General features: G+C 36.2%; 18 protein-coding genes and 2 pseudogenes. 11 read left to right on the plus strand and 9 right to left on the minus strand.

Translation table 11 applies throughout. From position 1 onward, the window contains the following. Window positions 1–1,521 (minus strand): stage V sporulation protein B (gene spoVB / locus J7E67_RS26470; protein ID WP_214733165.1); only part of this gene is annotated, 1,521 nt, incomplete at its 3' end. Window positions 1,522–1,941: 420 nt separating this feature from the next. Between spoVB and J7E67_RS26475 the strand changes: the two genes are divergently transcribed. The 3 genes from J7E67_RS26475 (at window position 1,942) to J7E67_RS26485 (ending at window position 3,822) form a co-directional block, all read left to right on the plus strand. Continuing rightward, window positions 1,942–2,397, plus strand: coding sequence for a hypothetical protein (locus J7E67_RS26475; RefSeq protein ID WP_214733166.1), 456 nt, complete (start codon window positions 1,942–1,944; stop codon window positions 2,395–2,397). A gap of 265 nt (window positions 2,398–2,662) precedes the next feature. After that, on the plus strand, window positions 2,663–3,199 hold the full coding sequence (locus J7E67_RS26480) for a GNAT family N-acetyltransferase (protein ID WP_214733167.1): 537 nt from the start codon (window positions 2,663–2,665) through the stop codon (window positions 3,197–3,199). 311 nt (window positions 3,200–3,510) lie between these two features. Further along, window positions 3,511–3,822, plus strand: a complete 312-nt coding sequence (locus tag J7E67_RS26485) for a hypothetical protein (RefSeq protein ID WP_214733168.1) — start codon at window positions 3,511–3,513, stop codon at window positions 3,820–3,822. Between the two features lie 650 nt (window positions 3,823–4,472). Here the strand turns inward: J7E67_RS26485 and J7E67_RS26490 are convergent. From J7E67_RS26490 to J7E67_RS26515, 5 genes and pseudogenes are all read right to left on the minus strand, one after another. After that, window positions 4,473–5,420: an NADP-dependent oxidoreductase gene (locus tag J7E67_RS26490; RefSeq protein ID WP_214733169.1), complete on the minus strand. Its 948-nt coding sequence runs from the start codon at window positions 5,418–5,420 to the stop codon at window positions 4,473–4,475. 240 nt (window positions 5,421–5,660) lie between these two features. Further along, window positions 5,661–6,008 carry a DJ-1/PfpI family protein gene (locus tag J7E67_RS31595; protein WP_251027022.1) on the minus strand — a complete coding sequence of 116 codons (348 nt, stop codon included), beginning with the start codon at window positions 6,006–6,008 and terminating at the stop codon, window positions 5,661–5,663. Between the two features lie 90 nt (window positions 6,009–6,098). Continuing rightward, complete coding sequence (locus J7E67_RS31945; protein ID WP_285291945.1) at window positions 6,099–6,224, minus strand: hypothetical protein; 126 nt, start codon at window positions 6,222–6,224, stop codon at window positions 6,099–6,101. Window positions 6,225–6,280: 56 nt separating this feature from the next. Next, window positions 6,281–7,023 (minus strand): annotated as a pseudogene (locus J7E67_RS31600) (SDR family NAD(P)-dependent oxidoreductase). A 503-nt stretch (window positions 7,024–7,526) separates the two neighbouring features. Continuing rightward, window positions 7,527–8,753, minus strand: a complete 1,227-nt coding sequence (locus J7E67_RS26515) for an IS110 family RNA-guided transposase (RefSeq protein WP_214733172.1) — start codon at window positions 8,751–8,753, stop codon at window positions 7,527–7,529. A 221-nt stretch (window positions 8,754–8,974) separates the two neighbouring features. Between J7E67_RS26515 and J7E67_RS26520 the strand changes: the two genes are divergently transcribed. Next, window positions 8,975–9,340, plus strand: a complete 366-nt coding sequence (locus J7E67_RS26520; RefSeq protein ID WP_214733173.1) for a SprT-like domain-containing protein — start codon at window positions 8,975–8,977, stop codon at window positions 9,338–9,340. A 260-nt stretch (window positions 9,341–9,600) separates the two neighbouring features. Here J7E67_RS26520 and J7E67_RS26525 read toward each other — a convergent pair whose 3' ends face one another. Both J7E67_RS26525 and J7E67_RS26530 read right to left on the minus strand, forming a co-directional pair. Further along, complete coding sequence (locus J7E67_RS26525; protein WP_214733174.1) at window positions 9,601–9,744, minus strand: hypothetical protein; 144 nt, start codon at window positions 9,742–9,744, stop codon at window positions 9,601–9,603. A 327-nt stretch (window positions 9,745–10,071) separates the two neighbouring features. Beyond that, window positions 10,072–10,287, minus strand: coding sequence for a DUF1450 domain-containing protein (locus J7E67_RS26530; protein ID WP_214733175.1), 216 nt, complete (start codon window positions 10,285–10,287; stop codon window positions 10,072–10,074). A gap of 277 nt (window positions 10,288–10,564) precedes the next feature. Here J7E67_RS26530 and hppD point away from each other — a divergent pair, with 277 nt between their 5' ends. From hppD to J7E67_RS26560, 6 genes are all read left to right on the plus strand, one after another. Further along, on the plus strand, window positions 10,565–11,683 hold the full coding sequence (gene hppD, locus J7E67_RS26535) for a 4-hydroxyphenylpyruvate dioxygenase (protein WP_214733176.1): 1,119 nt from the start codon (window positions 10,565–10,567) through the stop codon (window positions 11,681–11,683). 52 nt (window positions 11,684–11,735) lie between these two features. Further along, the gene (locus J7E67_RS26540; RefSeq protein ID WP_214733177.1) at window positions 11,736–12,710 is read left to right on the plus strand and encodes a hypothetical protein; all 975 of its coding nucleotides are present in this window, start codon (window positions 11,736–11,738) and stop codon (window positions 12,708–12,710) included. An 18-nt stretch (window positions 12,711–12,728) separates the two neighbouring features. Continuing rightward, window positions 12,729–14,003: a fumarylacetoacetase gene (gene fahA, locus J7E67_RS26545; protein ID WP_214733178.1), complete on the plus strand. Its 1,275-nt coding sequence runs from the start codon at window positions 12,729–12,731 to the stop codon at window positions 14,001–14,003. Window positions 14,004–14,048: 45 nt separating this feature from the next. Next, complete coding sequence (locus J7E67_RS26550; RefSeq protein ID WP_214733179.1) at window positions 14,049–15,206, plus strand: homogentisate 1,2-dioxygenase; 1,158 nt, start codon at window positions 14,049–14,051, stop codon at window positions 15,204–15,206. Window positions 15,207–15,478: 272 nt separating this feature from the next. Beyond that, on the plus strand, window positions 15,479–16,906 hold the full coding sequence (gene nhaC, locus J7E67_RS26555; RefSeq protein ID WP_214733180.1) for a Na+/H+ antiporter NhaC: 1,428 nt from the start codon (window positions 15,479–15,481) through the stop codon (window positions 16,904–16,906). Window positions 16,907–16,937: 31 nt separating this feature from the next. Beyond that, entirely contained in the window at window positions 16,938–18,095 is a 1,158-nt protein-coding gene (locus J7E67_RS26560; RefSeq protein WP_214733181.1) for a Glu/Leu/Phe/Val dehydrogenase dimerization domain-containing protein, read from the plus strand. A gap of 483 nt (window positions 18,096–18,578) precedes the next feature. Here the strand turns inward: J7E67_RS26560 and J7E67_RS26565 are convergent, their stop codons facing one another. Further along, window positions 18,579–19,274, minus strand: coding sequence for an IS4 family transposase (locus J7E67_RS26565; protein WP_483861507.1), 696 nt, complete (start codon window positions 19,272–19,274; stop codon window positions 18,579–18,581). 326 nt (window positions 19,275–19,600) lie between these two features. Here J7E67_RS26565 and J7E67_RS26570 point away from each other — a divergent pair. Beyond that, window positions 19,601–19,936: pseudogene (locus J7E67_RS26570) on the plus strand (NADH dehydrogenase subunit 5); the annotation flags it as partial.

Consider the following 19,936-nt stretch of genomic DNA (forward strand, 5'->3'; position numbering starts at 1 on the left):
CTTTTTAAAGAGTATCCTGAAACTTATCAAGAATAATAAATATATTAACAATGATAACGTTAAGGAAATGATTAATAGTATTATTTGGCTTTTAATTTCACCACTAAAGTACCTAAAGGTAAATAGACCAACGTAACCCATAATAAAACCAGAAAAAATTACTTTAATAAAGTCAATTAGAATAAAATTAAAACCAATTATTTTGGATATTGTTAAAAAGTGTAGAGAAGTTCCAAATACTATGCTTGCACATATTGCTAAAGATACCCCATAAATACCAAAGTCAGGATTAGAAGCTAAAACAAAGATTAGTACAAGTTTGAAAATAGAAGCTACTAAATCATTTATCATTACAACATTTGCTTTCCCTACCCCTATTATGATTGACTGTAAAGGTACACGAAAATATTGTAAAAGGTAAAAAGGGGCCATTATTTTTAAAAGAATAGCTGCTTCTGGTGACCTATAAATAAGGGTTGTTAACATTTCTGCAAAAAGATATAAAATAATGGTGCTTGGGACTCCTACAATTAAAGCAATTCTAACAGCTTGCTGAGTCCTATTATGAATAAGTGATAAGTCATTTTTTTCATTCGCCTCACTAATAGCAGGAATTAAAGGAACAGACATAGAGTTTGTAATAAAACCCGGGAGCATTAATAGTGGTAAAACATATCCCATTATTATACCGTACTGTTTTGTAGCTAGTGCCGTTCCAATACCAGCCAAAGCCAAACTTTGAGTAATAAGAATGGGCTGTATAACCCCGATAATCGATTGTATTAACCCATTTCCTGTTGTAGGTAGACCCGTTTGAAGTAAATCATAAAATATTCGCTTTCCTTTACTTATTTGTTTAATGAATGAATGGTGCAACTTAAACTGTTTTTGTTTCGACCATCTAAATATAGAAGATAAGTATAGTAGAGAAATCCCTTCCCCAATTATGCCACTCAGAACTGCCCCAGCAGCAGCGAATTCGATTCCATAAGGAAGAAGCCATTGAACTAAAATAAAGATAAAACTTATTCTAACAATCTGTTCTATAACTTGAGATAATGCAATGGGTGTCATATTTTGTTTACCGCGAAAATACCCTTTGATGACGGAAGATACTGCAATGATAGGTACTATTGGAATCACTGCGATCAAAGAATAATAAGCTCTTTTATCTGTTAGGAAAACTGAAGATAATAATTTAGCACCCATAAAGGTTCCAATCATTAATACAAAACCTAATATACTTGTCGTCGCTAAAGAAACGATAAGTATTTTTTTAACCCTTTGGTGGTCTCCCTTTACTTCAGCTTCGGCTACAAGTTTTGATATGGCTACAGGGAGACCTAACGTAGTTAAAGTGATCAAGAGTCCTGCAACTGGCATTGCCATCATGATAAGACCGACGCCTTCAGGTCCTATTATATTAGCCATCACTATTCCGTTTACGAATCCCAATAACCTTGTGATAAAGGCTGCCATCGTTAGAATGATTGTACCTTTAATAAGACTTTGTTTAGCCAATTTATATACTCACCCTTCTCCTTGTCCATATTTGATGTATATGAAAAAAAAGGAGGCTAATGTGCTAACTTTCTAGAATTTTACATATGGTCATAATCGAAATTTAAAAACACTTCTTGTTTATCTAATTAGGAGCTTTAAATTTAATTGATATTCAGCAATCGGGCGCATTTCTTGAGCAAGAAATGTGCTCTTTTTAATGTATAGGGCCAGATTGTTGAGTAACTTTTTCAATAAAATTGGATAATTATGATGAAATATAGAGTGGATATTGTGAAGGTATTCACTTAAACTAACGGGGCAGGTTTGTTTAATAAGAAAGTTTGAATAGAAAGAATAAATTAGAAAAGAAAAGAAAAATATAAAAAAAATAAGGAAGGTTTTAAAGTGAGAGAAAAATAGAAAAGTGGAGTTATTTTTATGATATTTTTAATTTTAACATCGATAATATTCACCTTAATTACAGTGTTTGTTCCTAAAAGGTTAAGCCCGATAGAGCTTTATGCTTCTGCATTTTCAGCTTTAGTTTTGCAAGAAGTTGTAGATATTTATTTAGAAATTAAATTAAGGTGGTACTACTATTTGCGGGAAGATGATATTGAATGGTCCTGTTTGTTTATAATTCCAATTTATATTGGGGTAAATGTTTTGTCACTAAATTTTTTCCCTTTTCATAAATCCAAGTTTAAGCAAGGTCTTTATATTGCTATATGTGTATTTATCTCAATTATTTACGAATATTTTGCTTTAAAATTTAAAATGCTCCAATATAACGAATGGAAACTTTGGTATTCAACAATATGTTATTTTTTATTATTTCCATTGTTATCTTTAAATTTAAAGTGGATAAGATTGTTAGTGAATAAGTCAATATAAATCTCTTGTCAAGAAAGATGTACCTGCTAATTCAATAGTAGTAGGAAATCCAGCAAAGATACTGAAAAATATATCTTACCTAAAAAGAAAAATTGTGAAATTTTTCACTTAAACTAACGGGTGCATTACTTCAACAATGGGGTAATGCCATTTTCTTATTCAAGTAACGGGGCAGTTTAGTTGAGGAACAAGGAATTCTTAGGTTATACTTTAGTTATATAAAGCGATAAAGTATTAAAGTAAAAACCGAAAGGAGAAGGTATTTATGGTAGAGCTAAAGTATTTTGAGCGTTCTGATTTCAAACAACTTATCAATTGGATTGATTCACCTGCATTTTTACTTCAATGGGGAGGTCCAGGGTTTAATTACCCCTTGAATGATACTCAATTAGAAAAGTACATTGAGAATGCCGATAATGAAAACGCTGAAACTATGGTTTATAAAGTAATTGATAATGAAACTGGTGAAACTGTTGGTCATATCTCTTTGGGTAAAATTGATAGAAAAAACAAATCTGCAAGAGTTGGAAAAGTATTAGTCGGTGATAAAAACACAAGAGGTAAAGGAATAGGTCGACAAATGATTAAGGAAATCCTTAAAATCGCATTTGATGAACTTCAACTACATAGAGTTAGTCTTGGGGTATTTGACTTTAATGTTTCTGCCATCGCCTGTTATGAAAAAGCAGGATTTATAAAAGAGGGTTTACTACGAGATTCAAGAAAAAATGGTGATGAATACTGGAGTTTATGGGAAATGAGTATTTTAGAAAATGAATGGTTGAAAACCAAAAACGTTTAGTCTTATACAATGAATAAATGGGGTAGCTACGGCATCTCTTTTTCTTATTCTAAAGTAAGTTTGTGAAAGATTGTACTTAAGCTAACGGGTGCAAGAGTTAAAGATCGGGCTGTCATTTCAGACGGCTTTTTTTATTCAACTAAAGGGCTGTTTACTGGAAGAAAGAAAAGGAACTCCTACTTCAATATTAAATAAAACTAATTTAGTAACAGTATTCATAAGAAAATTTATTCGTCATAAGATATTGTAAAGATATAAGCGGATAAAGTTTACATATATCATAATTAGATTTTTTAAGGGGAGAAGGGAGTATGAGTGATTCAAAAAAGAGAGAGTTACCTGACAATTATTATTTATTAGTTGATGAATTACTTAAACTATTAACGAAATTTGGCGGCTTAGAGAAAATGCTGTTTTTGGGAGTCAGAGCTATAAATACAGGTAATTTTTATTATTGGAAATTAATATATAATGGACAAAATTTATTAGTAAGGGTTCCTGATCAACCCTTGAGTCTTAGAAACAAACACCAAACATACTTAGTAAGTTTCAGTAACTTTAATAATATTGAGTGGTATTTTGCACCAATAAAGGAATTAAGGGAAATAACGATAACCGTTTAAGGGTTAACCTCTTGGCAATGTTTTAATTATAATGATTAATTAAAAAATGATGCTATATAATAGTTAACTTATTAGTAAATCAAGTCGAAACCATATATAACGTAATCGTTAGATTTTGTGAAGTATTGTACTTAAAGTAACGGGTGCAAGAGTAAAAGAACGAAGCTGTCATTTGTTGCAGCTTCTTTTTATTCGACTAACGTGGCAGGTTTATACAATAAGGTGGAGACGCTTTTTTTATTGAAGTAACGGGGCTAGTTAGTTTTGGTAGAGCTTTCTGGCACAAGAGTATTAATATTTAAACTTTTTATTGGAAATATTTCCGAAATAGTTCGTTTTATTAATGCGAATAATAAAAAAAACATGTGTTGAAATAGGGTTTTTATTGAAGAAGCTAGCACTGCTATCCCTTATTAGTATATTGTTTCTCTCTGCATTGGCGAAGCCATAGGAAGTCGTGCCCTTTTTACGACCGGTCACAAAAGGTACTATAAGTAAATGAGGTTTTAACTCGTTAAAAAATAATTACAAGACTCCATTCAAGGAAAAACAAAAAGTAAGGCGTCTATAAGCCAACTTGACGCCTTACTTTTTATAGATGGCTATCATAGGTAAAACTTTATCATTAATATTGCATAAATAGAAATGTCTTAATCATTAGATGTTTTTATTTCAATGACGATTTTTCCTTTTGCATGGTGAGTTTCACTTAGTGCATGAGCTTCTTTTATTCCTTCTTCGGTTAGTGGAAATTTATGTCCAATTATAACTTTTAATTTGCCTTGTTGGAGAAGTTCAGCTATTTTTGCTAATTGTTCTCCATTAGGAGTCAGCCAAACAAGCCCGGATTTAATCTTTTTCTGTTCAGCTTTTTGTTGATTAGGTTCAGAAACAATAGATGCTAATCTACCTCCTTCCTTTAAAACTGTAAAGCTTTTTTCTTGGTTTTCCCCTCCTAATGAATCAAGAACGAAGTCAAAGTCTTTAAGAATGTTTTCAAAATCTTGCATTTTATAATCAATAACTTCATCGGCACCTAGCGACTTTAAAAACTCAACATTATGGGTACCAGCTGTTGTAGCAACATAGGCACCGGCATGTTTGGCAAGTTGGATGGCAAAAGTCCCTACGCCTCCCGCACCTGCATGAATGAGTACTTTATCATCCTTTTTAACTTCTCCAAACTCAAATAAACATTGCCAAGCTGTGAGTCCAGCTAAAGGTACACAGGCGGCTTCTTCAAAGCTAATATTATCAGGAATTTTGGCGACTAGATGAGAATCAATTGCTGTATATTCCGCATAGGTTCCTCTATTTGTTGTTTCTGGACGGGCAAAGACCCTGTCTCCTACTTTAAAATTATTTACATTGGTACCTAATTCATCAATTTCTCCAGCTGCATCCCATCCTAATATTATTGGAAAATCAAATGGCAGCATTGTCTTTAAATAACCTTCACGCAGTTTCCAGTCAATAGGATTAATGGATGTTGCATGCAGCTTTACGACAACCTGATTTTCTTGAGGAGTTGGCTTTAATATTTCTTTTTCCTTTAATTCTTCTTTTCCACCATATTGTTCAATAACAATTGCCTTCAAATTAATCAACCTCTATTCGCTATTAAAAAATTTCTAAAAAAAGTTCATACCAAATAAACTTCGAGGTTTTACATGTCAATAATGCGTTCACCGGAATAGCTCCTATTAGCAGTGCCATTTCCTGCATCCTTTATCTATTCTTTAGTGCTTTTACTAGTTCTTCACCGAGGAGTTCGGATGAAAAAGGGTCTCGACCGATTACAATTTGTTCATCGCTCCAAACAACATAAGCTTTTTCTTCTAAATTAAGGATATACTCCGCAATTTTTCGCATTTCCTGTTCGAGACTAAAGGGGAGGACACTAATATTCCCTCAGGTTCCAAAGCATCGGGGAAACCAGTGACCTTTTTGCCAGCTATGATGCTTTTTCCATCAGGACGAATTGTCCAGATCAGGGGGGCAGGCCCGTGACAAACCGCTGCCACTATTCCGCCCTGATCATAAATAGAATTGATGATCATATGTAAATCTGAGTTTTTTGCCAAGTCATACATTGCACCATGTCCACCGACAACAAGAATAACATCATATACCTTGGGATTTACTTCCGACAGTTTTTTGTGTATCATCAGCTCTGCCGGATTCATAAAGGGCTTTAAATGTTCCTTGGGGGTCAAATTCTGGATTAAGACTCACTACATCAATTTGTGGCTTTCCTCCAAGTGGAGAAGCAAGGTCTACCTGATGTCCCGCAGCCTCCAATAACTTAAGTGGGGTAAATAATTCTTCTCCCCACCATCCAGTTTCATAATAATTTTTTTATCCTTATATCGACTTGATAAAATTGCCAATACATTAGTCAATAATACTCCTCCTTTTTGAAAACATAGTAGATTTATAAAAATAAAAAACCCTCTGTTTAAAGATGTAAGCCCCCATCTATTTCCATCTCTACTCCTGTTATAAAACTGCTTTTTTCTTCAGCAAAAAAAGCGATGGCATTCGCAACATCTTCAGGAGTTGCAATTCGTCCTAAAGGTGTCTGAGAAGCAATGAATTGCTTTGGAGCAGCCAATTCTTTTGTTCGTTCGGTTTCGACCATACCGGGTGTTACAATATTTGCAGTGATACCGAATGGACCATATTCCTTAGCGATGTATTAAGCAAATGTTGTTAATGCAGAACGAGTTACACCATGCGAGACCATTCCTTGACTTATCTTTTTAGCAGGTAAACTTGAAACATAGACAATACGGCCTTCTTTTTGCCTTTTCATTTCAGAAATAACGGCTTTGGTTGGATAAAAAACCGATTTTAAATCGCCATTAATCGTTCCCGAAAATTCTTCCCAACTTAACGTTTCAAATGGATTTGCACCAAATAAAGGGGTGGCATTCGCAACCAAAACGTCAATTCCTCCGGGGAAATAATTTTGGGTTCTACGAGTCTTTGACAAGACCCGGGATCTGCAATATCTGCTTGAATTGCTTCTGCTATCCCCCCTGATTCACGAACTTCATCAACAATTCGTCTGGCTGCTTCTTCATTTTGAAGAAAATTGACTACAACATTTGCCCCCCTTAACGCAAACATTTTTGAAACAGCAGCACCAATACCGCGGCCACCGCCTGTGACGATGACGGTTTTGCCTTGCAAGGACATATGAACTTCCTCCTGCTAAGATATTTTCATTTTTGATGTAAATGGAATTCTCTTTGTACACATTCTTATCTTTTCCATAGTGCTTTTTATTCTCTTCACCTCTTAGATAAATGAAAAAGGATGATGACGCATACTTTTTCAATGTGAAAAAAAAACTTAATAGATTAAATAACGAAATATGTACAAGGTTAGTATTAAATTTTTGCCGGGGAGATATTCTTCTATGTTTTTCAAACCTGTTATTAATGTTTTTAATAAAGCAAATAATAGTTCTGTTACCGAAGACTATAAGGGGGAAAGTTCCAATAATGATGGTGGCACCAAGTATTAGGACTTCTTTTTGTCCTTGGTGTGGTTCAAAACTTTGAATTAAATACTTTCTTGTTCAACTATCCTGAAAATAAAACGATTATGTGGGATTTTGGGCAATACGAAACTAGACCCATTAAAATCCGTTAAAAAAAAGGATCTGGGCTCTTAATTAACAATTTATGTTGCCTTCATTAGGCTATAGCTTCAACCGTTACTTTACAACCAAGTACCTCTAGTCGTTTAATAGATTGTTTGATCACTATTTCTTTTTTTCGTCGATCAAAGTAATCTGCACCTAACTCAACATAAAGTTGCCTTTTGTTTAACAAATGATAAACAATCGTTAAAATGGTATGTCCAACCGCAACTGCCGCACGTTTTTTTCCAATTCTCGCTGCGAAGCGTTGATATTGAGAAGAGAGATAAGTGTTTTTGGTTTTTGCCGCCGAATGTGCTGCTTCAACAAGTGCCGCTCGCAACTTATTATTACCTTTTCTGGTTTTACCGGACTTTTTTTTTCCAGCACTTTCGTTATTACCTGGAACCATCCCAGCCCATGAACATAGATGGGCGGCTGTAGGAAATTGCTTCGCAATTTCTTTTCCTAGTCCTATTTCAGCCAAAAGTTGTTCCGCATGGCTTCTACCTATACCTGGAATTGAATCTAGTAATTCAATATCTTCTTCATATGGTTGCATGCGTTGTTGGACTTCTTCACTTAACATTTTGATTTGTTGATCCAAAAAGTCGATATGTGAAAGCTGAGTTTTTAACATCATCTTTTGATGGAGTCCGACGGATCCGAATAAGGCACGTTCCAAATCATCCTTTTTCTTTTTCATACTTCTTTTTGCCATTCCAGCTAATACTTGAGGATCATCGATCCCATTGATGAGTCCCTCAATCATTGATCGTCCGGACACACCCATAATGTCTGTTGCAACGGAGGAAAGTTTGATATTAGCACCTTCCAACACTTTCTGAATTCTACTTATTTCTCTTGCTCTTTCTTCAATAAGACTTCGGCGGTATCGAACAAGTTCCCGTAATTCCCTTTGATCTCGATTCGGAATGTAGCTGTGTTGAAGAAGACCATGACGAAGCAATTTTGCGATCCATTCTGCATCTTTAACGTCGGTTTTACGTCCTGGGACAGCCTTGATGTGAGCAGCGTTGACCACCATGGGTTGAATGTCTTCTAATTCGAGAAGGTTGTATATTGGTTTCCAATAAACACCGGTACTTTCCATAGCAGCGTGAGAACAGCATTTACTTTTAATCCAATCTATTAATTGAATCAGATCGTGTGTCATCGTACCAAATGTTTGAATCTCCTTTCCTTTTGGAGTAATGGCACAAGCCGTAATGCTCTTCTTGTGAATATCTAATCCACAACATCGTTCATTAACAACATCCATTATTATTTTCCTTTCTACGGGCTGAAGTAAATTAAGGCTGGTGCAACAACCATATAAGATTAATCTATCCTGCGTGCTTCCCGTGAGGGAGCGACAATTTGTGGTGCACCTGGTCGTTAAAAATCAGTCTACCATGCGGGCTCGAGGCACCATAGTTGAACGACCTTCCTTCGCCAGCCTATAAAAAGGATTGACAGGTACAATGAAAACTAGACGGGATTATGAACCATTTTCATTCATTTGATGGTGCCGCAGCGCGGCATGGTTGTCTACCATGTAACATTCAAAAAGCGATTGACGAATTGCATATAGCTTTTCAAAAACTAAATGAAGAATTTTTTAAAGGGGAGCTTCCAGAACCGGCCATCACGATTCAAAGCGGAGGAAAAAGAAAATCTATGGGCTGGTGTTCCACTAATGAAGTATGGAGAGACAAAGAAGGAAAAAACAAGCGATATGAGTTGAATATTGGAGCGGAATATTTAGATATTGAGTTCATGGAAACAATGGACACGATGCTTCATGAAATGGTTCATCTTTATAACGCCATTAACGGAGTGCAAGACTGTTCTCGGAATGGCACCTAAAAATGCGGAATGGAATCAATCTGATGACCCCAATTCTATGAGTAACATGGAACTTATAATCTAGTAATATCGTTAGATGGAGCGCGGAACGATGGGAAACTATCACACTCCGTGTGGAGCAGGGGAAAAGCTGGAGATTACTTCAAACGCTACCTATTGCTAACGATTGTGGAGCAACACAGGTAGAAAATGATCAAACTTTTTTATAAAACCGAAACTTAATTCTGATGGATAAGAATCCATTTTGATCAATCTTTTTTTCAAAATGGATTCTTTTTATTTATCGCAAAATGCTGGTTTATGAGGTGTTTTTGATTAAACTTTATTTTAAAGCAACAGGATACAAGTTTCACGACAACGTCCGGTCCTTGATGGTACACACGTAAAATCTCTTCTTGTTTCATCCTCTTCACCTCCTGATCCATGATGTGGTATCAGTGTTGACGGGATTTAGAAGAGATAAACCTATGAAAAATAGAAAAAACGAGTCACTTAATGAAAACCTATGGCTGAGTAGTTACAAATTATCAAAGAATGAAAAAATCGAGCTGCGATATAAGAGGGCACTGATAAAGTCTATTATTTCAAAAAAGAGGTGAGCAACCTACTTAATTTGTAGTGTCTCACCTTTTTATTTTGTGCCCAAAAAATATTTTTTTGCTTTTTTCATGCTAACTATCTTTTTTCTCAAAAAATAATTAAAAAACTTTTCAACAATATTCGTCAATTTTCTACTTTGCCTCTATCTTTTCTAAAAGTTCTTCATATTTTTCTACTACTACAGGTTTTTGGTTAATGACTGCAAAACTCTCTGTCATGCATTGCCCACAATTACCCAGACAGTAATCTTCTTCAATCGTTATATTATGGTTTTGTTCCGCCATTTCCTTGATTTCATAGGATCCGTTGATGTAATTTGAAGTGCAAAATTTTACTATACATGCCATAACTTTTCCTCCCTTTTAGCTGATAGTGGAACTAATTATATTCAGAAAAATCTGTAAATGCAAACGCATACATCAAAGGAAAAACGCTTTAACCCGGTAACGCTTCGTCGTTTTTTGGTTTTAACGGAAGTTTTTGCATAATAATATTTTTGACTTTATAATGGCGATACTGTTACAAAATTCCAAACATTTTCAATAGTGAAACTAGTGAATGTTACAAAATTCAAAACATTTTCAATAGTGGAACTAGCGAAAGCAAACAAAGGGAGGATACATTATGAAAAAACAAACTGGGGTAGAAAAGAATGTACTAGAAAAGGAATTTTTCGCTATAAAAGATATTGATTATATTGAGTTTTACGTTGGCAACGCTAAACAAACAACTTTTTACTTATGCAACGGATATGGTTTTCGTCCCCTTGCTTATTCAGGATTAGAGACAGGTCAAAGGGATAAAGTTTCTTATGTTCTTCAACAAAAAAACATTCGTTTTGTTATAACTGGTGCTCTTCAATCCGATCATCCGATTGCTGAGTTTGTAAAACTACATGGTGATGGTGTAAAAGATGTCGCTTTACGTGTGAATAATGTTGAAGACGCTTACAAAGAAGCGATCTCACGTGGTGGTATTCCAATCATGGAACCTCAAGTGTTGGAAGATGAAAATGGATCAGTTAAAAAGGCAATTATCGGAACATACGGTGATACTATTCACACACTGATTGAAAGAGATGATTATAAGGGTGAATTTTTACCAGGATATCAAAAAGCAGATTTTGATTTTCCTGTTGCTGAAACAGGATTAATTGGAGTCGACCATATTGTTGGAAATGTAGAACATATGGAAGAATGGGTTTCCTACTACGAAATGGTAATGGGCTTTAAACAAATGATTCATTTTGATGATGAAGACATCAGTACTGAATATTCTGCCCTTATGTCAAAAGTTATGCATAACGGTGGAAGAATTAAATTCCCTATTAACGAACCAGCGGATAGTAAACGCAAGTCCCAAATCGAGGAATATCTTGATTATTATAACGGAGCAGGAGTTCAACATGTTGCTGTACTAACGAATGATATCGTTGCAACGGTCAAAGCTTTAAAGGCCAACGGGGTGGAATTTCTTGATACTCCTGACAGCTACTACGATATGCTGACAGAACGAGTGGGCGAAATTGATGAAAGTATTGAGAAATTACGTGAGCTAAAAATCCTTGTAGACCGTGATGATGAAGGATACTTATTGCAGATTTTCACAAAACCAATTATGGATCGTCCAACTGTATTTTTTGAAATCATTCAGCGAAAAGGATCTCGAGGTTTTGGAGAAGGCAACTTTAAAGCATTATTCGAATCCATCGAAAGAGAACAAGCTCGCAGAGGGAATTTGTAAGAAATAATGATGCGGCAGTATCTTATTATGAACCAATAAAGGGGAGGAGCACATGAAATTAGATGATAGAATAGATAATTTCACTCAAAATACTAGTCTATATCCCTTTTTGAATCAGTTAATCGATTATGCAGGATTGTTTCCACCAACAAGTCTTACCTTAGATGAAGCAATTTGTAACTATGCTTCCTATCAGTTGGACAAGGATTCATGGATGCTTGGACCGTTTATCGTCCAGGCGTCCCGTTTAGATGAACTGGATCCATATATTACTTTGTTTTCAAACGAACGGCCGTTAACGATTTCAGCAGTGGGAACGAAAACTAGTAATCCAACAGAATATTATAAAGGTTTGCTTGCTGATTTGAAAAAAATTGATTTATTTCGGGAGCGCCATGGTCAGGTTGTACAAATAACCACTTTGGAAATGCCATTACCTCCCAATATACCAGACTTGAATCTATTAAATATAACCTCTAAAGAAACAGTGAAACTTGGATTACAAACTTATTGTGAGGTTCCTGCACCTTTAAATGCTGAATGGGAAAAAACATTACATAAATCTTTAGATGTTATTGCTGCCCATAATAGCGAAAGTCCAGTGGCTTTAGGATTTAAACTCCGTACTGGTGGCATAACAGCCGATGTTTTTCCAACTCCGAGACAGGTAGCGGTGGCAATAAAAGGAGGCCGTGACCGAAATCTTGCAATGAAATTCACGGCTGGACTACATCATCCAATTCGAATGTATCGAGAAGAGATTGGTGCAAAAATGCATGGATTCATCAATGTATTTGTAGCAGGAATGTTGACCCATCTTCATCATCTTGATTTACCAACGATAGAGAAGATACTCGCTGATGAAGAGGTAAGCAACTTTACTTTTCATCCGAATGAAATTTCTTGGTGTGGTTTAAAAATGACCAGTGACGAAATTAAAAGTCTTCGTGACTCAGTATTACGTTCATATGGATGTTGTAGTTTCAATGAACCGCGTGAAGACATGAAGGCATTGGATATTTTGTAACATAAAGGAGGATATATAATGAATCATTCGTTTATTGAAGTTAAAGCAGATTCCCATTTCCCAATTCAAAACCTTCCTTATGGGGTATTCCAACCTAAAAATGGAGGCTCTCCTCGTGTTGGTATGGCGATAGGAGATTTCGTCTTAGATCTTTCGGTTATAGAAGATGCGGGACTTTTAAACATCCCAGAATTACAGGGACAAGAAGTTTTTAAACAATCCACCCTTAATGCATTTATGAAGACGAACCGGAAAGTATGGAGCGCAGTTCGTACAAGCCTTCAAAACCTGTTAAGTTCTGATGAACCAACTCTTCGGGACAATTCTACCCTTCGTGACCAAGCATTTTATCAACAAAAGGATGTTGAAATGCTTTTACCTGTAGAAATTGGTGATTACACAGATTTTTATGCCTCAAAAGAACATGCGATGAATGTAGGGATAATGTTTCGGGGGAAAGAGAATGCATTAATGCCGAACTGGTTGAATCTACCGGTTGGATATCACGGACGTGCTAGCTCAATCGTATTAAGTGGTACAGATGTACGCCGACCACTTGGTCAAATGAAAACGCCAGAAAGTGACACTCCTATATTTGGGCCTTCCCTTCGTTTTGATTTTGAATTAGAAATGGGATGGTTTATCGGCCCTGGCAACAATCTTGGAAAATCGATTCCAGTTGATGAAGCGGAGGATCATATCTTTGGTCTCGTTCTTGTGAATGATTGGAGTGCACGCGATATTCAATCTTGGGAGTATCAGCCACTAGGACCTTTCCTAGGCAAAAACTTTGCTACCTCGATCTCACCTTGGGTTGTACCACTAGAGGCGCTAGAGCCCTTCCGAGTAGATGGGCCTAAACCAGAAGTGGAGCAACTTCCATATTTACAACAATCTAGAAAAGGATCCTTTGATATTCAATTAGAAGTACATCTCCGCGGAGAAAAGATGGATTCACCGCAGCGCATTTGTCAAAGTAACTTCCGCCACCTCTACTGGAGCATGGCTCAGCAAATCGCTCATCATACGGTAGGTGGTTGTAATTTACGTACAGGGGACTTGCTAGCTTCGGGAACCATTAGTGGATCAACACCTGAATCACGAGGCAGCTTATTGGAATTAACATGGGGGGGATCTGAACCCATTCAAATGAATAATGGTGAACAGCGGAATTGGTTAGAAGATGGCGATGAATTGACCCTCACTGCGTGGTGTCAAGGAGATGGCTATCGCATCGGATTTGGTGAAGTGACTGGGTGTATTCTCCCCGCACTAGAATACTCTAAAGTCTAAAAATAAACCTTTTTTCTACTAATCTATCATCAAGGAGGAATCGTTATGCCGTTTTACAAAAAACTAGGAAACATTCCTAGAAAGAGACATACTGCTTTTCGAAAAGAAGATGAGTCTCTTTATCGTGAGCAAGTCATGGGGACAAAAGGGTTCTCTGGTATACAATCCATTCTTTATCATCATGATGCTCCTACAGAAATTGTAAAATCTGAACTATATGCAGACTGTCACCTTGAATACGAGGAACAAAAGGATTTATGCCACCGTCATTTTCAAACGGATTTTGAATCCAATCTTGGTGATGCTGTTAGTGGGAGACAGTTCATTCTTGGTAATGACGACTTGCTAATCGGAGTAGCAAAAACAACTAAAAGTATGGACTATTACTACCGGAACAGCGACGGGGACGAATTACTTTTTATTCACTATGGCACTGGGAAAATAGAAAGTATGTTTGGAACTATTCACTATGAACCAGGGGACTATATTGTTATTCCGGTTGGAACTATTTACAGAGTAGTACCTAATAATGAGGAAACCAAGCTTCTAGTGATTGAAACAACCAGCTGGATTACAACACCGAAACGTTATCGAAATGAGCATGGCCAACTTCTTGAACATAGCCCGTTCTGTGAAAGAGATATTTTTGGGCCGGAAAAACTTGAAACTTTTTCGGAAAAGGGAAGTTTTGAAGTAAGAACAAAATCAAGAGGATTCCTTCATTCTCATTTTCTAAGCCACCATCCAATGAATGTTGAAGGATGGGATGGATATTTATATCCATGGAAAATTAATATTAGAGATTTCGAGCCAATAACAGGCAGAATTCATATGCCGCCACCAATTCATCAAATGTTTGAAGGACATAATTTTGTTATTTGTTCTTTTGTTCCTAGACTATATGACTATCATCCTGATGCGATCCCAGCACCTTACTATCATAGCAATGTGGATAGTGATGAAGTTCTCTATTATGTAGAGGGGAATTTTATGAGTCGAAAAGGAATAAATGAAGGTTCAATTACCCTACATCCTTCTGGTATTCCTCATGGTCCGCACCCTGGAACTATTGAAGCGAGTATAGGAAAAAAGGAAACATTGGAATTAGCAGTTATGATTGACACATTCAGACCTTTAAGAGTGGTAAATCAGACCAATATTTCGGAAGACTCCAATTATAAATATAGTTGGGCCCCAAAATAAGTTCCATTCCTTAACTCTGTTAGACATGAATACTTTCCATTTTTAGAATAGAAAAGTGCCACCCGATAAAATGGGTGGCAAAAAGTAAAGTAAGAAAAAAATAATCTACATTTAAAATATCAATAAAGAATGGAAGTAGCAATAAATAAACTTGGTGTTATTGTAACTAGAAATTTTCTACTGTCTACGATCAATTGTAAGCGTTCTCCATAAAAAGAAGCCATTGTAATCCTTAAGATGCAGTACTCATAAAAAGATAAGGGAGAAGATCTATGAAAAAACCTTCATTTCTAGCCTCGATAGTGGTTGTGCTGAGTGTTATTACTTTATTAGGTATAAGTATTCTTCATTATGGTGTCGCGCCTCATATTCCGATTGTCGCCGCAACGATTCTCGTTGCCTGTTATGGCCTTACATTGGGTTGCAAATGGAAAGAGTTGGAGAATGCCATGGCAAAAGGGATTTTTTACGGAATCCCATCCATCTTAATTCTCTGTTTAATTGGAATATTAATAGGAGTATGGGTTCTAAATGGAACAGTCCCAACAATTACTTATTATGGTTTACATATCTTATCTCCTGAATTTTTCTTAATGTCAACATTATTGATCTGTTCAATTGTCTCAATTTTCTGTGGAAGTTCATGGAGCACTATTGGTACTATCGGGGTTTCTTTAATGGGAATTGCCTATGCTTTAGACATTTCTCCAGCAATGACAGCTGGTGCGATTGTCTCCGGAGCTATTTTTGGAGATAAAATCTCTCCACTTTCAGATACTACTAACCTTGCATCAGCAACAGCAAAAGTAAATATTTTTGAACATATTAAACATATGCTATGGACAACAATTCCGAGTTATATCATCACATTGGCTGCATTTACCTCTATCGGATTATTTCTGGATAAGGGCAATGTAGATAGTAAGCAAATCGAAACAATTATTAATGTTCTAAATGACGAATTCATGATTACACCCATCACACTCCTTTCGCCACTGTTAATCATTATTCTAGCTGTAAAACGTGTGAGTCCTATTCCATCACTTGTGCTCGGTTTAATCGTAGCTGTTTTAACCACTTTCTATACTGTTCCAAATGTCACGATTGAGACCATTATAGGAACAGCACATAATGGTTATGTTGCAGAAACAGGTGTAGAAGCGATTGATAATTTACTTTCTCTTGGTGGGTTAAGCAGTATGTTATTTGGGGTTTCACTCATTTTAATATCACTTGCCTTTGGAGGAATCATCCAACAAATTGGTATAGCCCACTCCATTATTGAGGGAATTCAAAAAATGTTGAAAAGTAGGGGAAATGTTATCACAGCAACCGTCTTCTCTTGCCTTGGCATTAACCTAACTACCGGTGAACAGTATCTATCCATCATTTTACCTGGTCAGTTATTTGAATCAGCTTATAAAAAGGTAAAACTCCATCCTAAAAATTTATCTAGAACGTTGGAAGATGCAGGGACAATCATCCATCCAATGATCCCATGGGGAGTAACAGGAGTCTTTATTATGTCCACTTTAAATATAGGCATGGAATATGTCCCTTATGTCTTTATTAGTATGATCACGCCGATTGTTGCGATTATCTATGGTTATACCGGAATTGGTTTGGCACCTTTGCAAGAAGAAGAAAAAGAAATAGCTGAAGACACAATTGAAATAACAAGAAATGTAATGGAAGGTTAATAACTTACCAACTTACTAGGAGGAAATCAAAATGACATTGACATTACCAACAGAAAATACAACTATACAATCAACAGGTTCATTCGACATGTTTACTAAAATTCAAGGCCATGAACAAGTATTATTCTGTAATGATCCAGCAACAGGATTGAAAGCCATCATTGCAATTCATGATACTACTCTTGGTCCAGCATTAGGCGGTACGAGAATGAGACCTTACCACACATTTGAGGAAGCCTTAGAAGATGCTTTACGATTATCAAAAGGGATGACATACAAAAACGCTGCAGCTGATAATGACTTCGGTGGTGGTAAAGGCGTTATTATTGGAGACCCAACAAAGGATAAAACTCCGGAATTATTCCGCGCATATGGACAATTTATTGATTCCTTAAATGGTCGATTTTATACGGGAACGGACATGGGGACCGTCCTAGACGATTTCGTTCATGCACATAAAGAAACAAACTGTATTGCAGGTTTACCAGAGGAGTACGGTGGGGGCGGTGAAACATCAATTCCTACAGCCCTTGGAATTTTATACAGTATTCAGGCAGTTGCCAATACATTATGGGGACACGAAAATTTAACTGGAAAGAGATTTGCTGTTCAAGGATTAGGTAAAGTTGGTTTTAAAGTGGCAGAACATCTACTAGAACATGGGGCTGATTTATATGTTACAGATGTTTCCGACGAAGCAGTACAAGCATTAGTAGAAAAAGCAAAACAAATGGGCGGAAAAGCAATCGCTGTCGAAGGTCATGAAATTTATGGAATGGATGCGGATATATTCGTTCCATGTGCCATTGGGGGCATTATCAATGATCAAACCATTGATCAACTAAAAGTACAAGGAATTGCGGGTGCGGCAAATAACCAACTTCTTCATGAAAGCCATGCTAAAGTTTTAAAAGAAAGAGGAATCCTCTATGCACCTGATTATATTGTAAATAGCGGCGGCGTTATCCAAGTAGCGGATGAACTATATGGACCGAACAAAAGCCGAGTATTAAGTAAAACGAAAAACATTTATCGTTCCATCCTTGAGGTTCTAAAACAATCAGAAAATGAAAATATTACAACTGTAGAGGCAGCAAACTTGATGTGCGAAAACAGACTGAATGTAAGAAAGACAAGAGATAGCTTCTTCTCTCCAAATAAACGTCCAAAGTGGCAAATCCGTCATTAATCAAATCCATTGTCAAAGGTATATAAAAGTTCCAAGAAGAGTAGTGATTGCTACTCTTCTTTTGTGTGCTTGGCAGCGTGAATGCTTGGTGTAAATTTAAAATAAAGTTTGACCGTTTAAAACAAAGTTTAACCGTTTGTAATAAAGTTGCACCGTTTATAAAAAAGATTGATCAAAAGTCCTGTATTGATGCAGGATTTTTTTTGTTCCGCAATCGGGCCACTTAATGGAACAAGACTTTCAAAGACTGGATATTTAATTTAATCTTAGTAAGAGATTGTGAAGAAACGTACATAAACTAAAGTAAGCAGTTGAAGATAGAAATGACTCCTTTATGACGATTTTGATCCATGTTTAGTATTTAAAAAAGTATATGAAAAGTAAAAATGCACAAAAGAATCCATCCTCAATGGTAGTTAAGGACGGATTCTTATGACGTAAACACCAAGTTCTTAGGGGTCACTTGGCTACAATTATTATAACTCAACTTTCGCACACTGAAATAGGCAGGTATGCCTTGATATAGTTGGGTAAGCCAGCGATCCATTGTTGTAGTTGATTTTTGATTAACTTTTGAATTTTCTTGTTACTCTCTTTAAGGGTATCTTCAAGAAGCTCGATTAATTGCTGAAGCGCAGTAGCCCAATCGAGGTCACTGATTTCATCACAAAGTTCATAAAACATACCACCTAGTGTTCTTTCGTCCCTGCTACATCGGTTTTGCCATGACAGTACAATGTATCGTGAAAAGACAATCGTTGTATGACTAATTAAGGAATCATAGGAACGACCTTGAAACTCCTTTTGGAGTTTTAATAAGGATTTCGTTGTCTTGAAAAAGACTTCAATGTCCCATCTCATGCCGTATATTTTGATAATTTCTTGGTCATTTAACGTACAGTCTGTACTCAAAATAGCTAGCCACTCGCTCTTTTTATTACGGTTACGAACGAAGACCATTTTGACTGGAACTCCGTTGGCTTGGGTGGTTTGTATGGAGCGAAGAAGCCCTTTTTTTCCTTGAATGGGTGCTGCTAAACGATAGAGTGGAAATGAGGTTCTCGTTCCTTGAAATTCACAATGAGTAAGTTTGGAACAAATTTTAACTTGACAGAATGTTTGATAAATAGTAACATTACTACTATAAATTAATTCTTTAATTGATTTCTCTAAATAAATAGGTTACCTTAGCATGAGGTTAATAACTTTCTATTGACTATATGAAAACGTAATCTATAATAAAGAGGACAACTGTAAATATACTTTCTTATTGGAAAAAAGTAAATTACAAAATTAGGTAGACTATTAAAAGGCCTTACTGGGCCCGTTAAAAGTAAACCGACAATTTTCAAAGTTTAATGGTTTTAACCATTATGCTTAAAAAATTGTCGGTTTTTTTGTTTTTAAAAATAAAACAGAAAGGAATGTAGCATAATGAAGGAAATTGGCCAAAGTCATATTTTCGGAATGTTGGTTTCTTCCATACATCGATGGGGGGAAGTAAAATGTTGATTTCTCTGCCAGAAATATTTTTTGGATTGCTTGCCATATCGGTGCTTAGCGCGCTATTCCTGTTATACCCAAGGGTTCCGCTGTCTTTTGTTCGGCTTCACGTCGGTGTCACATTGTTGCCCCCGATCGCTGCCCTGCTTTCCCTTGTTACGAACAATGAGACCATGATTTATGGCCCTTGGCGGCTCGATTCCTTATCATGGCTGCTGGCGTTGTTTGTCCTTACCATCGGTTTTATCGTGCAGCGGTTTTCTGTTCGTTACTTACTCGGTGATCGTTCCTATCGAAAATATTTTGCTCTTATGACTATTACTACTACTGCTGATTCA

This window comes from Bacillus sp. ISL-46, assembly GCF_018613205.1.

What these genes read in the sequence shown, in the direction of transcription:
- J7E67_RS26475 (WP_214733166.1), top strand. Translation starts at nt 1,942, where the DNA reads ATGATATTTTTAATTTTAACATCGATAATATTCACCTTAATTACAGTG.
- J7E67_RS31595 (WP_251027022.1), bottom strand. Translation starts at nt 6,008, where the DNA reads ATGAATCCGGCAGAGCTGATGATACACAAAAAACTGTCGGAAGTAAAT.
- J7E67_RS26560 (WP_214733181.1), top strand. Translation starts at nt 16,938, where the DNA reads ATGACATTGACATTACCAACAGAAAATACAACTATACAATCAACAGGT.
- J7E67_RS26520 (WP_214733173.1), top strand. Translation starts at nt 8,975, where the DNA reads ATGAACCATTTTCATTCATTTGATGGTGCCGCAGCGCGGCATGGTTGT.
- J7E67_RS26525 (WP_214733174.1), bottom strand. Translation starts at nt 9,744, where the DNA reads ATGAAACAAGAAGAGATTTTACGTGTGTACCATCAAGGACCGGACGTT.
- J7E67_RS26515 (WP_214733172.1), bottom strand. Translation starts at nt 8,753, where the DNA reads ATGGATGTTGTTAATGAACGATGTTGTGGATTAGATATTCACAAGAAG.
- hppD (WP_214733176.1), top strand. Translation starts at nt 10,565, where the DNA reads ATGAAAAAACAAACTGGGGTAGAAAAGAATGTACTAGAAAAGGAATTT.
- J7E67_RS26550 (WP_214733179.1), top strand. Translation starts at nt 14,049, where the DNA reads ATGCCGTTTTACAAAAAACTAGGAAACATTCCTAGAAAGAGACATACT.
- J7E67_RS26485 (WP_214733168.1), top strand. Translation starts at nt 3,511, where the DNA reads ATGAGTGATTCAAAAAAGAGAGAGTTACCTGACAATTATTATTTATTA.
- fahA (WP_214733178.1), top strand. Translation starts at nt 12,729, where the DNA reads ATGAATCATTCGTTTATTGAAGTTAAAGCAGATTCCCATTTCCCAATT.
- nhaC (WP_214733180.1), top strand. Translation starts at nt 15,479, where the DNA reads ATGAAAAAACCTTCATTTCTAGCCTCGATAGTGGTTGTGCTGAGTGTT.
- J7E67_RS26540 (WP_214733177.1), top strand. Translation starts at nt 11,736, where the DNA reads ATGAAATTAGATGATAGAATAGATAATTTCACTCAAAATACTAGTCTA.
- J7E67_RS26530 (WP_214733175.1), bottom strand. Translation starts at nt 10,287, where the DNA reads ATGGCATGTATAGTAAAATTTTGCACTTCAAATTACATCAACGGATCC.
- J7E67_RS26480 (WP_214733167.1), top strand. Translation starts at nt 2,663, where the DNA reads ATGGTAGAGCTAAAGTATTTTGAGCGTTCTGATTTCAAACAACTTATC.